This window comes from Acetobacter oryzifermentans (genome assembly GCF_001628715.1).
In the GTDB taxonomy this organism is placed as follows: domain Bacteria; phylum Pseudomonadota; class Alphaproteobacteria; order Acetobacterales; family Acetobacteraceae; genus Acetobacter; species Acetobacter oryzifermentans.
In genome coordinates, this window is sequence record NZ_CP011120.1 from 2,456,881 (window position 1) to 2,470,249 (window position 13,369).

13 protein-coding genes and 1 tRNA gene are annotated in these 13,369 nt (G+C 50.2%); 12 read left to right on the top strand and 2 right to left on the bottom strand.

Going from position 1 to position 13,369, the window contains the following annotated elements; all coding sequences use genetic code 11:
• Positions 1-69 precede the first annotated feature (69 nt).
• From WG31_RS11625 to WG31_RS11650, 6 genes are all read left to right on the top strand, one after another.
• Entirely contained in the window at positions 70-1,836 is a 1,767-nt protein-coding gene (locus tag WG31_RS11625; RefSeq protein WP_063354620.1) for a chloride channel protein, read from the top strand.
• Between the two features lie 122 nt (positions 1,837-1,958).
• Positions 1,959-2,990 (top strand): NAD(P)H-quinone oxidoreductase, encoded by a 1,032-nt coding sequence (locus tag WG31_RS11630; RefSeq protein ID WP_082823208.1) that lies wholly within the window; start codon positions 1,959-1,961, stop codon positions 2,988-2,990.
• Between the two features lie 145 nt (positions 2,991-3,135).
• The gene (locus WG31_RS11635) at positions 3,136-3,834 is read left to right on the top strand and encodes a YggS family pyridoxal phosphate-dependent enzyme (protein ID WP_063354621.1); all 699 of its coding nucleotides are present in this window, start codon (positions 3,136-3,138) and stop codon (positions 3,832-3,834) included.
• Positions 3,835-3,947: 113 nt separating this feature from the next.
• Positions 3,948-5,930 carry a potassium transporter Kup gene (locus tag WG31_RS11640; RefSeq protein WP_006115820.1) on the top strand — a complete coding sequence of 661 codons (1,983 nt, stop codon included), beginning with the start codon at positions 3,948-3,950 and terminating at the stop codon, positions 5,928-5,930.
• A 4-nt stretch (positions 5,931-5,934) separates the two neighbouring features.
• Positions 5,935-7,089: a radical SAM family heme chaperone HemW gene (gene hemW / locus WG31_RS11645; RefSeq protein ID WP_063354622.1), complete on the top strand. Its 1,155-nt coding sequence runs from the start codon at positions 5,935-5,937 to the stop codon at positions 7,087-7,089.
• A gap of 44 nt (positions 7,090-7,133) precedes the next feature.
• Positions 7,134-7,568, top strand: a complete 435-nt coding sequence (locus tag WG31_RS11650) for a DUF1489 family protein (protein ID WP_063354623.1) — start codon at positions 7,134-7,136, stop codon at positions 7,566-7,568.
• Between the two features lie 8 nt (positions 7,569-7,576).
• On the opposite strand, the gene WG31_RS15125 is transcribed toward WG31_RS11650, so the two are convergent.
• Positions 7,577-7,933 (bottom strand): hypothetical protein, encoded by a 357-nt coding sequence (locus tag WG31_RS15125; RefSeq protein ID WP_081461422.1) that lies wholly within the window; start codon positions 7,931-7,933, stop codon positions 7,577-7,579.
• A 174-nt stretch (positions 7,934-8,107) separates the two neighbouring features.
• On the opposite strand from WG31_RS15125, the gene WG31_RS11655 reads away from it, so the two are divergent.
• The 3 genes from WG31_RS11655 to WG31_RS11665 all read left to right on the top strand — a co-directional run bounded on the left by WG31_RS11655 (position 8,108) and on the right by WG31_RS11665 (position 9,859).
• Positions 8,108-8,183: transfer RNA gene (locus WG31_RS11655), tRNA-Glu, on the top strand.
• Between the two features lie 352 nt (positions 8,184-8,535).
• The gene (locus WG31_RS16105; protein ID WP_245191515.1) at positions 8,536-8,841 is read left to right on the top strand and encodes a tyrosine-type recombinase/integrase; all 306 of its coding nucleotides are present in this window, start codon (positions 8,536-8,538) and stop codon (positions 8,839-8,841) included.
• Between the two features lie 100 nt (positions 8,842-8,941).
• Positions 8,942-9,859, top strand: a complete 918-nt coding sequence (locus tag WG31_RS11665) for a LysR family transcriptional regulator (RefSeq protein WP_082823209.1) — start codon at positions 8,942-8,944, stop codon at positions 9,857-9,859.
• 42 nt (positions 9,860-9,901) lie between these two features.
• Here the strand turns inward: WG31_RS11665 and WG31_RS11670 are convergent, their stop codons facing one another.
• Positions 9,902-10,777, bottom strand: a complete 876-nt coding sequence (locus WG31_RS11670; RefSeq protein ID WP_063354625.1) for an arginase family protein — start codon at positions 10,775-10,777, stop codon at positions 9,902-9,904.
• 300 nt (positions 10,778-11,077) lie between these two features.
• On the opposite strand from WG31_RS11670, the gene WG31_RS11680 reads away from it, so the two are divergent.
• From WG31_RS11680 to WG31_RS11690, 3 genes are all read left to right on the top strand, one after another.
• The gene (locus WG31_RS11680) at positions 11,078-11,497 is read left to right on the top strand and encodes an MFS transporter (protein WP_157884536.1); all 420 of its coding nucleotides are present in this window, start codon (positions 11,078-11,080) and stop codon (positions 11,495-11,497) included.
• A gap of 21 nt (positions 11,498-11,518) precedes the next feature.
• Positions 11,519-11,752: a hypothetical protein gene (locus tag WG31_RS16110; RefSeq protein ID WP_063354628.1), complete on the top strand. Its 234-nt coding sequence runs from the start codon at positions 11,519-11,521 to the stop codon at positions 11,750-11,752.
• Between the two features lie 410 nt (positions 11,753-12,162).
• A complete protein-coding gene (locus WG31_RS11690; RefSeq protein WP_063354629.1) occupies positions 12,163-13,188 on the top strand; it encodes a PDDEXK-like family protein in 1,026 nt (341 codons plus the stop codon).
• The last annotated feature ends 181 nt before the right edge of the window (positions 13,189-13,369 follow it).

Below are 13,369 nucleotides of genomic sequence, written 5' to 3' on the forward strand. Positions count from 1 at the left end.
TTTCATAAAAGTGCATGACACTTATGTGATGTGTTGGACGTTGGTCAGCCGTCCTGTTATGTCCAATTCATGACAGGACTGCTAGACCACCTGCGCACTCATAAAACACCTGCACGCCTTTTGCTAACCTTACGTGCCTTGGTGCGCACGGATTCTCTGTGGCTTGTTGCTCTGGCGGTTTTTATTGGTCTGCTGGCTGGCGGTGCGGTCAGCCTTATGACCAAAGCAACCTTTCTGGTTCACCAGATTCTGGCTCCCGGTCATTCTCGGCTTTCTGGCCTTCAACATATTACACCCCTGCATGCCCTGCTGGTTCCCACCTGCGGGGGATTGTTGCTGGGATTATGGAACCTTGCCCTTACCCGCCAGCGCCATCGGCCTGTAGACCCTATTGAAGCCAATGCCTTGCATGGTGGCCGCATGAACCTAAAAGACAGCCTGATTGTTGCAGGGCAAACTGTTCTTTCAAACGGTTGCGGTGCTTCTATTGGGCTGGAAGCCGGTTTCAGCCAGATTGGAGCCGCGTTTGGCTCTCGCATTGGGCGCAACCTCAGCATGCACCGTGCGGATATACGCCTGTTGGTAGGGTGTGGTGCGGCAGGCGCTATTGGTGCTGCGTTTGATGCCCCACTGGCAGGAGCTTTTTACGCATTTGAACTGGTTATTGGTTCCTATGCCTTTCCCCTACTGGCACCTGTGGCCTGTGCATCTCTCTGTGCTTTGGCTGTTGTTCATCTTGCAGGAGCCAATCTGCCAGAACTTTCTCTTACGCTGCCACAAACCATTCCTTCACTGGCATATCCGTTTCTCATACTGCTTGGCACTGCCACAGCCTTTATCGGCGTTGGGCTGATGAAAAGCGTAACGCTTACGGAATCCCTTTTCCGTCGTATTCTGCCTGCTCTTTGGCTGCGCCCAGCAGTAGGGGGGTTACTGGTTGGGTTACTGGCCCTCGTTTCCCCATCTGTGCTGTCTTCTGGGCATATGGCCATGCGGGAAGGGTTGATGATGCCTCCGGCATTGTGGCTGGCCATAGGGCTGCTCCTGCTTAAGGCCTTGGCCTCTACTATCTCTATTGGAAGTGGATTTCGTGGTGGGCTCTTTTTTGCATCTCTCTATTTGGGGGTTCTAACAGGTGCAGCCTTTACGGGGCTTACAGCACCTCTTCTGCCTCTGCCCATTACACTTTGCACCGTTGCCGGTATGTGCGCACTGGCAACAACCATTATTGGGGGGCCCTTCACCATGATTCTGTTGGCACTGGAAACAACGCACAGCGCCAACATGACGGCAGCAGTGGCACTGGCAGCCATTACATCCTCACTCACCACACGGCGTATTTTTGGCTATTCCTTCACCACCTGGCGCTTTCACCTCCGTGGGGAAAACATTCGTTCTGGTGTGGATGTAGGCTGGATGCGTACGCTGACTGTAGGGCAAATGATGCGCACGCAGGTTGATACCCTACCCGCTGAAACGTCTGTAGCCCAAGCACGCACGGCATTTACGGGCCGTGCGCCTCGTTACATCGTTGTGCTGGATAAGCAGCACCACTGCATGGGGTTGGTGGAATATACGCAAATCCAATCCATGATAACGCCTTCCGACCATCCCGTACAAAACCTTTTGCCACCGAACAGCATGGTTCTGGCTCCGGAAGACAATCTCTCCCGCGCTTTAGCTGCATTTGAACGCACAGGCTTGCCTGCCTTGGCTGTTACAGACACAGATCACAATATGCTTGGCATACTGAGTGAACGCTATGTTTTGCGCCGCTATGCAGAAGAACTGGAACGCACCCGCCGAGAGCTTGCCGGAGAAAAACACCGGCGCTAGCACATCACAAACCAGAGAAAATTGTTAATTATAGCGTGGACGTGAAGTTGCATACGTTATCCATACGGTATGCAGCCACGTTAAATGCTTTTGGTTAACCACTACAGACGGCGGAATTATCTATGCCTGCTCCTACCCTTCTGCCTTCCACCATGAAAGCCATCTGCTTTACGCAGGCAGGCGCACCCGATGTCCTGCACCTGGAAACCATTCAGGTTCCGCAACCTGGCCGAGGAGAAGTGCTGGTGCGCGTGATGGCTGCTGGCGTAAACCGGCCGGATATCATGCAGCGCAAAGGGCTTTATCCACCTCCGCCCGGAGCCTGTCCAAGATTAGGGTTGGAAATAGCCGGGGAAGTTGTCGCACACGGCCTGCCGCAAGATGGTGGCACAATGCCTGCCATAGGAAGCCGCGTATGCGCGTTGGCCAATGGGGGCGGATATGCAGAATATTGTCTTGTGCCTGCCGGGCAGTGTCTACCTTGGCCAGAAGGCTTTAATGCCATAGAAGCCGCCGCCCTACCGGAAACTTTTTTTACCGTGTGGTCCAACCTTTTTATGCCCACCATGCTGCCCAAAGATGCACGGGTATTGATTCATGGTGGTAGCAGCGGCATTGGCACAACGGCTATACAGCTTGTTAAGGCTTTTGGCGGCACGCCCTTTGCAACAGCCGGAACAGATGAAAAATGTGCTCTATGCGAACAACTGGGCGCACAGGCCATTAACTATAAAGCGGAAGATTTTGCCGAACGCATTGCTGAGCTCACCAAAGGCGAGGGCGTAAACGTTATTCTTGATATGGTGGGTGGCCCTTATTTTGAGCGAAATCTCAAAAGCCTCGCCTTTGATGGAAAGCTGATCATTATCGCACTGCAAGGGGGCGCAAAAGCCGAGCAAGCCAATCTGGTGCGGATTATGACACACCGGCTTATTGTAACAGGCAGCACATTGCGCCCACGCGATAGCGCCAGCAAAGCCCGCATTGCACAAGACCTGAAAGCAAAAGTCTGGCCTTTGCTGACAAACCGCACAATACGCCCTTTTATCCATCAAACTTTTCCATTGGCACAAGCTGCGGCGGCGCATCAGGCAATGGAAGATGGACACCATTTGGGTAAAATTATCCTAACAGTCGATTCTCTTGCAGTATAAATTTGGTTTTATACTAAGGTACCCCTCAGGCGCTTTAAGCCAAGACCTTCTAGGCGCCTGAAAAGGTTATCTTCCTCTCCCAACATAGGTATGCGGCGTTTGCGGCACTTGACCAAGTGCGCGTCTTCAAGAATTTTGACGCCTCATGGAAACACCATCCACCCTTCCCTCATCTGTTCTAGCGGACCGGCTTACTGCCGTTCGCCAGAATATTGACGCAGCAGCACACACAGCAGGCCGGAATCCCGCCTCTGTCACGCTGGTTGCCGTTTCCAAATTTCATCCGCTTTCCAGCGTGCAGGAAGCTCTTGCCGCAGGCCAGCGTGTGTTTGGAGAAAACCGTGTGCAGGAAGCTGCCAGCAAGTTTCCCACCCTGCGGGCAGCTTACCCTGACCTTCGGCTGCATTTGATTGGTGGCCTGCAAACAAACAAAGCGCGTGATGCAGTACGCATTGCCGATGTTATAGAAAGCTTGGACCGGCCGGAACTGGCAGAAGCTCTGGCTAAAGCAGCAGATAAAGAAGGTCGCCTGCCTGAGCTGCTCATTGAGGTCAACACAGGCGATGAGCCCCAGAAATTTGGTGTCCCGCGTGAAAAAGCAGATAGCTTTATCCGCACCTGTCGCCAGCAGTTTGGGGCAAAGTTGCAAGGGCTGATGTGCATTCCTCCCGCCATGCAAGACCCTGTGCCGCATTTTAGGCTTCTGCGCAGCATGGCGCAGGAACATGGGCTCCCTGTTATTTCCATGGGGATGTCTGCCGATTACCCACAAGCCATTGCCGAAGGGGCAACTCTTGTGCGTGTTGGCACCGCAATTTTCGGGCCGCGGCCACCTTCTCCCTGATTTTCATTTTCTGGGTGGAAGCCAGTATGCCTTGCTTCCACCTATCTGCGCCCTTTATGCAGGGCGAACGGGGCAACGTGCCCCTGTAAGACTGACGTGGAGCCAGAAACACCATGACTGACCCCGCCAACAAACCGGCTGGTTCTCCTCCTACAGGAGATCAGCCGCATGTGGCTTCAGCGCCGGAACCGCGGCGCATTACGGAATTTGACGCCGACCAACCGCAGCACGCTGCCGCCCCTGTTGGCTTTGCCGCTCTGCTGGGTGTGTTGGGCGTTGTGTATGGTGATATCGGCACCAGCCCACTTTACGCCTTCCGCTCTACTGTAGAAGTTATTTCGGGCCACCATCAGGTTGCTCCGTGGGAAATTCTGGGCGTTGCCAGCCTGATTTTCTGGACACTGATCCTGATTGTCACGGTCAAATACGTCATCCTGATCATGCGGGCTGACCATAATGGTGAGGGCGGTATCCTTGCTATTATGTCCCTTGCCCAACGTGTGGTGGTTAACCAGAAAACCCGATGGATATTAGGGTTAGTTGGTATTGTAGGCGCCTGTCTGTTTTTTGGTGATGGTATTATTACCCCCGCCATTTCCGTGCTTTCCGCCATTGAAGGCGTGGAAGTGAGCGTGCCCGCCGCGCATGACTTTGTGATACCCGTAGCCATATTGGTGATTATCAGCCTGTTTAGCGTACAGTGGATTGGCACAGGCAAAGTTGGCACCATATTTGGGCCAATCATGCTGCTGTGGTTTGGCACACTAGGTGCGCTAGGGCTGATCGAAATTCTACATCACCCAGCTATTCTCACGGCGCTTTCACCTACCTATGCGCTGGAGTTCATCTTCTACCACGGCAAGCTTTCCTTCCTTGCCCTCGGTTCTGTTGTGTTGTGCGTAACCGGGGCCGAGGCTCTGTATGCCGATATGGGCCATTTCGGCCGTGCACCCATCCGTTATGCATGGCTCTTTTTTGTGCTGCCCATGTTGGTACTCAACTATTTCGGTCAGGCTGCTCTGGTTATTGCTGACCCCAAAGCTCTGGCAAACCCCTTCTTCCTGCTATGCCCACATTGGATGCAGGGGCCAATGGTGGTGCTTTCTACTTTTGCAACCGTTATTGCCAGTCAGGCTGGCATTTCCGGCGGCTTTTCCATCTGCCGCCAGTTGATCCAGCTTGGCTATATGCCCCGGCTGCGCATTACCCACACCAATGCGGAAGAAGAAGGCCAGATTTATCTGCCAGACTTCAACCGCTTTCTGGCTGTGGGCGCTGTGCTGCTGGTGGTGGCCTTCCGCAGTTCTGATGCCTTGGCGTCCGCCTATGGTATTGCGGTTACGGGTACATTTATCTGCACCTCTGTTCTGGCCATTGTCGTTTTCCGGCGCCATTTTGACTGGCCAGCATGGAAAGTAGGCGCTGTGTTTGGTGGCTTCCTGCTGCTGGACAGCACCTTCTTTGCCGCCAACGCCCTTAAAATTCCTGATGGCGGTTGGGTGCCTGTGTTACTTGGCTGTGTGTTAACGCTGATGATGACCACATGGAAAAAGGGTCGCAGCCTTATTATTGCGCGCCAGCGGCAGGATAGCCTGCCCATGGGGTCCTTTATCGCGCGCCTTCCGCAGTCCCGCATTATTCGCGTGCCCGGCATGGCTGTGTTTATGACCAGTACACCAGACTTTGTGCCCCCATGTCTGCTGCATAATCTGCGGCATAACAAGATTTTGCATGACCACGTGCTCTTCGTAACCGTGCAGAACCTTGATCAGCCAGAGGCAGAACGCGGCCACCGCGTAGCTGTGGAGGAACTGGCCCCAGATATCTACCGCATTGTGCTGCGCTACGGGTTTATGGAAATGCCCAACATTCCCCGCGCACTGGAAGAACTGAAAGCGAACGGTGTGGACTTTGATGCCCTTCAGGCATCCTATTTCACATCCCGCGAGCTGATTACCCGGTCTTCTGTGCCACGTATGTCACGCTGGAGGATGTCTATCTTCCTGTTCATGCTCCGCAACTCTACCTCCAGCATGGAATTCTTCCGTATTCCGCCGGATCGTGTTGTAGAACTGGGCGTGAAAGTGGCTATCTAATACTGTGGAGCAGGACGCACTCGCCCTTTATATTCATTGGCCATTCTGTTTGGCCAAGTGCCCGTACTGTGACTTTAACTCACACGTGCGGGCAGAAATTCCACAGGCGCGCTTTGCCCAGGCGCTCCGTACAGAACTTGCACACGAGGCAAACCGTTTGGGCCGCCGCCGTCTGACATCCATCTTTTTTGGCGGCGGCACGCCTTCACTTATGGCCCCACAAACAGTCGCAAGTTTGATAGATGATGCCACATCCCTGTTTGATGCGGCCCCCAACCTTGAAATTACGCTGGAAGCCAACCCAACCAGCGTAGAAGCTGAAAGGCTGAAAGATTTTAGGCAGGCCGGGATAAACCGTGTCTCCCTCGGCATTCAGGCCCTTAATGATGAGGCATTGCATTTTCTGGGCCGTCAGCATTCCGCCACGCAAGCACTGGCTGCACTGGAACTTGCCCGCTCATTGTTCCCCCGCATTACGTTTGACCTGATTTACGCCCGCCCCAACCAGAGTGTGGCCGCATGGAAAACTGAGCTGGAGACAGCGCTGCAACTGGTAGCAGACCATGTCTCGCTCTATCAGTTGACCATTGAACCCGGCACCAAATTTGAAGCTCTTTATCGGCAGGGCAGCTTCAGCCTGCCTGATGAAGAAACAGCCGCTGAACTTTATGAGACAACAACAGCCATCACCCATGCGCATGGGCTGAATGCTTACGAAGTTTCCAACTACGCCAAACCGGGTAGTGAAAGCCGCCATAATCTGACCTACTGGCATTACGGTGATTATCTGGGCCTTGGCCCCGGCGCGCATGGGCGCATTACACTGGATGGCCAACTGTATGCTACGCGCAGGCACCGTGCGCCTGAACCATGGGCCGAACTGGTGGAACGCACAGGTTCTGGCCAGACATCTCAGGAACCACTTGTACCGCAGGAACGTGCACGAGAAATGCTCTTAATGGGCCTGCGTTTACAGGAAGGCGTTGCGCTCAAACATTTTGAGGCACGCACAGGCCTACACCTGTCTGAAACCCTAGACCCGGTTATTCTGGCGGCTGCGGTGGAAGAAGGTTACCTTGTGCAAACCCCCACCCATTTACACGCCACAGAAGAAGGCCGATTACGGCTGGAAGCCCTGCTGCATGCGCTGGTGCTTTAAAAATAGAGCCTTGTCTGATGTAAGTGACGCACTACATTGGAAAAATGCTTAATCTGATCAAGCTGGCTGTGGGTGTTGAATCACTCGAAGATCTGACTGAACGGCTGAAACAGCCCTTCAATACCTATGCTCATCCAGATTATGATGTTCCTTTACCGGTAGTGCACACACGCTCTTTTCCCAAACAAAAAGATGCCCTTCTGGATGGTGGTTCACTGTACCGCGTCATCAACGGGCTTATTCTGTGCCGACAGCCCATTATGGATATTCAAACCACAACACGGGCGGACGGCACACAAGGCACACTTATCTTGCTTTCTCCCACGATTATTCCCGTACAACCCCGAGCCATACGGCCATTTCAGGGATGGCGCTATCTGCAAAGCCAAGATGCACCCACTGATTTGCAGGGCACTCCAACGCACGCTATAGGCCTGCCTCTTTCTCTGCAGAAAAAACTGTTAGAGCTTGGCCTCTAAAATATCCCCTACCAACCACGAATAACAGCACGGCCAGTGTAGGGAAGACTACAAAATTTCACCTCCCCCAATTCAATCAGGCAAGATGCATACTGGCCATTGAGCTGTTGAACTACGGCATTACCTGTATAGGGCGCCTTACAGAATGTGGCATTTCCTACTGTAACTGAACATCTATAATATCTGCCGTTTTCCGACGTTAAAGGCAGCACAGCGTCCCCTGTAAAGGGCAGGCCACAAAATACAGGATGACCATCAGAAAGCTGACAGGCCGCAATATTATGCGCGATGCTTTGCGCCAATACGGCTGTTGGGAACCCAAGACAGAAAACCATAAGACCTTTTATAAAATGCTTGGCTTGCATGTGCTTGCTATCCTCAATTGGTACTTATGCATGCCAATTGAACTGGAATGACCCTTTGGCAATATGCTGGCATATGATGGAATGATGATTTTTTCAAAAACCTCCGTAAAAGTCTATTTCCTGCCTTGACGCCCCTCAGCAATATCTCTACAAAGCGCCTCAACACAGCCTCTTGTCCCGTTCGTCTAGAGGCCTAGGACACCGCCCTTTCACGGCGGCAACACGGGTTCGAATCCCGTACGGGACGCCAAGTTTTTCAAGGACTTGCAGCAGGTTAATCTGAAAATCGTTGATTTTTGAGCCAATCCCCAGCCAAACTGGGAGAGGAAAGCTGTTACCCAAGGGCGTCTGGTATCGTGGCCCCAACCAATATCAGGCCCGCAGGATGGTGAACTCCTGCGAAGCTGCTTCTCGACCAGACGAGGTTTTCAAGCATTACCCAGATATGGTGTGGCTCATCAGGTGGTCGATTGAACAAGGCTGCCGCTTAGGGGAATCCCTCAGTTTGCGCTGGCAGGATATAGACTTCCACAGGCAGACCTTCCCTCGCTCACGTGAAGAGTGACAGACACAAAGAAGAACTTGATCCCGAAATCCGCCCTATGACCAATGGCGCACAACGCGTTCTCACGAAAAAGCGGGCCACCATGGAAAAATTACCTGACCGAAAAGACATTGTCTTTTCGGTGGGAGAGAGAAAAATCTTTTCTGTCCTGTTCGGTCGCATGACCCGGCAAGCCGGAATTCAGGATTTGACCTTTCATGATTCACGTCATGAAGCCACATCGCGGTTGGCCCGCTATCTGAACCCGATTGTACTGCCCCAGCTCACGGGCCATCGCGATCTGAAGTCACTCAATCGCTACTACCAACCCGTGCCCGGAGATATCGCAAACAAAACACGCTAGCTACCTGTCAGGATAATCAAAGGTAACCAGAGCGCGTTTAAAAAAAGCCTAAACTATGATTCCAAAAGCATTTATCGTTAAGATCATCATTGATGATTAAGTGATAAAACAGAGTTCAGGTCAGCAAGTGTCACGAGAAAATTTTAGCGAACTACTTTCTTTTCTGGCAGTTGCCCAAGAACGGAGCTTTACAAAGGCCGCCGCCCGCAGAGGTGTCACGCCCTCTGCAATAAGCCACACCATGCGTCTTCTGGAGGAACGACTAGGCGTCACTCTTCTGACGAGAACAACACGTCGTGTCGTTCCCACGCCTGCGGGAGACTATCTGCTGCAAAATATTCAGCCGCTTTTCGACGAAATCGAGAACCGAATGAGCAGCCTTGACGAATTCCGCAAATGTCCCAGAGGCAATCTTCGGATCACCGTGACAGATGAATCTCTGGGCTTCTTTCTTCGACCTCGTATTGCAGATTTTCTAAAGAATTACCCGGAAATCTCCCTTGAGATCTCAACGGATTTGCGCCTGATTGATATTGTGGATGAAGGTTTCGACGCGGGCGTGCGCCTTGGAGAACTGGTGACACAGGGGATGATTTCAGTGCCTGTATCCCCTGACATCCCATTTGCGGTTGTTGGGTCCCCGACCTATTTCAAAAACCATGCCATCCCCAAAACCCCGGCCCGTCTGCAAGAGCACAACTGTATCGGTGTTCGTCTACCCACCCATGGAAAGATTTATCCGTGGCGTTTCAGACAGAAAGGAAAAGACCTGAAGTTTCAGCCTGTCGGTCAATTGATCTGCAACAACGTGTTCGGTGCGCGCGATGCCTGTCTGGACGGTATTGGACTCTCCTACATTCCTAAAATTGTTGCAGAAGAACACATCCAGAATGGCAAACTGATATCAGTTCTGGAACCCTTCTGTCCGACGCATCTGGGGTTTCATCTCTTCTACCCCCGACACCATCGCCATTCGATGCCTCTGTCGCTGTTCGTCGAGGAAATGAAATTAAAATGAGAAAGCCTGCTCTTAAGAATACAGGCTTTCTGGCGCGAAGGTTTAACTGCCGATAAGAGGAAGCTGCTTAAGCATTTCCTGCAGGTTTAGGGCATCCCATGGCATGTGCTCGGCAATTGTCATACCGACCACTTCTTTTTCAGTCGTCACTTCCTGAATCAGTTTCAGAACATCAGGAATGTTGAGTTTTCCCTCGGCAACATCTCCAAAATCATGCTTGCCACGACCCGGTTTTGCAAAAAGCAGAGAACGGAAGTTATGCGGATCCAGCACATCAAGATCCAGATGAATAGCAAGCACTTCAATCTGACTGTCTTTTAGCCATTCCATAACCGGCTGTGCACCATTACGCACCTGCTGAGGTGAACATGTCCGCAATCCATGATCCGCAATGAACTGGGCTTCGAACGGAAGTGGATCATGAATGCCCGCAATCATCACATTCTTTGCAGGAACCGGCTTTGTCACTGCCTTTGTCAGGTCGGGATCGCCATGGCCTAACAGAGCCCCCAGAACGTGTGCATGTGCGTTCATATACTGCTTTGGGGTCTGAACGTCTGGATGGGTATCAATCCAGAGCACCCCCAGCTTATCGCCATAGCGTTCTGAAAGCCACGAAAAAGGCACGAGTGAGACAAGACAGTCCCCGCCCAGAACCGCCAGTGACTTCGGTTGATGACGTTCAATGATTGTCCGGGCTTCTCCAATTTGTTTCAGCAAAACACTGCGTCCACGCATTTCATTCTCGACTGGCAGAGGGACGTCTGTCGGAACGTCAACTGGAACTTCCTCAACCGGTCCAGCAGAAGGAGGAGCCAGCCAGGCCAGAAGTTTTGATCCCAGATAATAGGGAGGATTATCTCCGCCCTGCCACTGAGGGAAAATAAGTCTCAAAGTTTGGGAATTCTGATCCGCCATGGAAGACCTCCTGTCAGGTAAGTGCATGCGGTATGCCTCGGCACCGATCAGACAACTCGCCATCGCGCCAGATGTGAGGGCGATTATCTTTCTTCTTTCGTAAAAAATCCGAGATTTTCCAAACCGCTTCATACAATAGAGTATTTCATGAGAAATATAGAATTAATAGATGTTTATTACTGAAATTTACTCACAAACATTTTGATAAAAAACTCTATAGTCATGCAGCATTTGATTTCTCGGGAACTTTCTCCTGGTCGCCAGAAACTGGCCATCCTGTCTCTGGCGTTGGGATAATTTGTGTCAGTCACCACTGAATTTCTTCCTATAGGTATCCTGCCTGATATTTCGACAACATTTCCTGTAAGTTCCGGAACGGCGGGGCTTACCATGACAGTTCCTGGAATGATGGCAGCACGTTCCGCTCCTGAGGTCATGCTTTTTCCAGGGCTCATAGATCGTCGCAGGATTGTTTTATGGCTCTCCCTTATTCTGCTCGCAGGTTGCCTGATTGCCATCATGGCACCGACATTTGCAGTGATACTGCTTAGCGGGACACTGGTCGGTATCAGTCTTGGTGCATTCTGGGCGATGGGCCTTTCTGTCGCAGTAGAACTCGGTGCCAAGGAAAAGACGCATAAGGCAGCCGCGGCTGTTTTTGCAAGGGTCAGGGCAGCCATGATCCTTGAGATTCCAATGGGATCTCTTGTAGCCGAATAATCATCCTGGTGTGGTGCATTTGTGGCCGCCGCAATCATCGCCATTGCCGCTTTAGTCATGCAGTGGAGAATGCTTCCAACTGTTCCAGCGAAAAGCCATGTCCGGCTCACTGACTTCAAAGCATTCGTCTGGATACCCGAAGCACGGAAAAGTATCGTTATGATCGCTACCGTTTTTGCAGCACATTGTGCAGCCCAATCTTTCGGGGTTTTCCAAGAGAAACCTCAAAAAATTATTCTCCGTTTTAAACTCTAAGCTGCTTATGATGCTTCCCGTTTTCTTTTTCACCACAATCAAACAACCACGTTGCACTCTGATGGAAGTGTCATCATTCAATTTGTAGCAAGCGGATCACTTGAGATAGCAAATCACTTTTTCACTTGGACAACACAGTCGAAATTGTTGAACCCCACTCTCTTCGGGAAAAACTCTGCGAAATACTAGAAGCAGCATTCCAACATCACAAAGCTACGGCCATTTCTGGCGCATTGAACCATTAAACACTTTTTTATGAGCTCATTTATGAGAGTAAAAAAAACAAAGAGGAAAAAAATAACATTCTGCTACCATATGTTCACCAAAAACGATAGAACACCATAAAATGTAAACATGCATTACTTATTGCATTTACACAAAATGAATATCTTTATGAGGATTAATACCCTATGTTTGATAATACTAATTTATTCCGCTGGGCAACATCAGAGTTATCACAAGATGCTTTTATTTGCTGGCTGTTAAGTTGGGCTGATAGCTCATGTGCAAGCAAAGACCTTAAAATGCATAATGCAGGAAAAATATTTGTTAATTACTTGCTTGAATTAAGCAAAGAGAACCCCATTTCAAGTGAAAATATCGTTGTTAAAAAACAACTTGATTCAGCGGATATTGTTGCTGAAATTGGCAAAAATCTCATTCTTCTTATCGAAGATAAAACTGATACTGCCGAACATGGTAACCAATTAGATCGTTATAAAACTGCAATCCAAGCCCGTTACCCCAGCCGGAAAATCTTACCGATTTTTTGCAAAACAGGAAATCAATCGAATTATAAAAAAGCAAAAAAGTCTGGATACAACCTTCTTTTGAGAAGGGATTTTTTGAATGTTTTAATAAAAATTAAAGAAAATGGGTTAGAAAACAATATATTCAATGATTTTTTATCGTTGCTTGATTTTCGTGAAAAAGAAACGCAAAGTTTTCTCCACCTTCATCCTAACGACTGGTCCCGTTATTCTTGGCAAGGTTTTTTTCTCTCTCTTCAAGAAGTTTTTCCGGATCTTAATTGGGGATATGTTGCCAATGCACAAGGCGGATTTATGGGAGCTTGGTGGCATTTCGGGGCTTGGTCTGGCTGGCAAACCTACTTGCAAATAGAAGAAAAATCTCTTGTCATGAAATTAGGTTGCTGGACAGAAAAACATCTACCAGCCGCCCGATCGTCTGTTAGAAACAGATGGTTAAAAACGCTTAAAGCCGCAAACAAAGAGAGCGATATAACAATAACTCCTCCAGTAAGGCGCGGAAATGGACGTTCTATGACAGCAGCCCTTGTCAGTTCGGAAAGCAACTGGATACAACTCGATAAAAATAAGCTCATTGATTTTGATGCCACCGTGACTTTCCTACGTAAAGCAATGGCAGTAATTGATAAGGCCCGTAGTGATTTAACTTTTGCTGATGATAAGTAAGAAAAGTATTCCATTTATCTTTTGTAAAAAATCAGAAATTTACAGGGGGCTATTTTCTGCCTCCTGTAAAATCTCATAATAATTTAATGAATTATCTTGATTACTCCACGGGTTTACCCACGAAGTGAACCCTTTACTACTTAAGGCAAACGGGTTTGAAGCCCGTGCAGAACACCACGTT

Coding starts and splice junctions, on each gene's coding strand:
- WG31_RS16105 (WP_245191515.1), top strand. CDS start 8,536: ATGACCAATGGCGCACAACGCGTTCTCACGAAAAAGCGGGCCACCATG.
- WG31_RS11630 (WP_082823208.1), top strand. CDS start 1,959: ATGCCTGCTCCTACCCTTCTGCCTTCCACCATGAAAGCCATCTGCTTT.
- WG31_RS11635 (WP_063354621.1), top strand. CDS start 3,136: ATGGAAACACCATCCACCCTTCCCTCATCTGTTCTAGCGGACCGGCTT.
- WG31_RS11640 (WP_006115820.1), top strand. CDS start 3,948: ATGACTGACCCCGCCAACAAACCGGCTGGTTCTCCTCCTACAGGAGAT.
- WG31_RS11690 (WP_063354629.1), top strand. CDS start 12,163: ATGTTTGATAATACTAATTTATTCCGCTGGGCAACATCAGAGTTATCA.
- WG31_RS11650 (WP_063354623.1), top strand. CDS start 7,134: ATGCTTAATCTGATCAAGCTGGCTGTGGGTGTTGAATCACTCGAAGAT.
- WG31_RS11670 (WP_063354625.1), bottom strand. CDS start 10,777: ATGGCGGATCAGAATTCCCAAACTTTGAGACTTATTTTCCCTCAGTGG.
- WG31_RS11625 (WP_063354620.1), top strand. CDS start 70: ATGACAGGACTGCTAGACCACCTGCGCACTCATAAAACACCTGCACGC.
- WG31_RS15125 (WP_081461422.1), bottom strand. CDS start 7,933: ATGCAAGCCAAGCATTTTATAAAAGGTCTTATGGTTTTCTGTCTTGGG.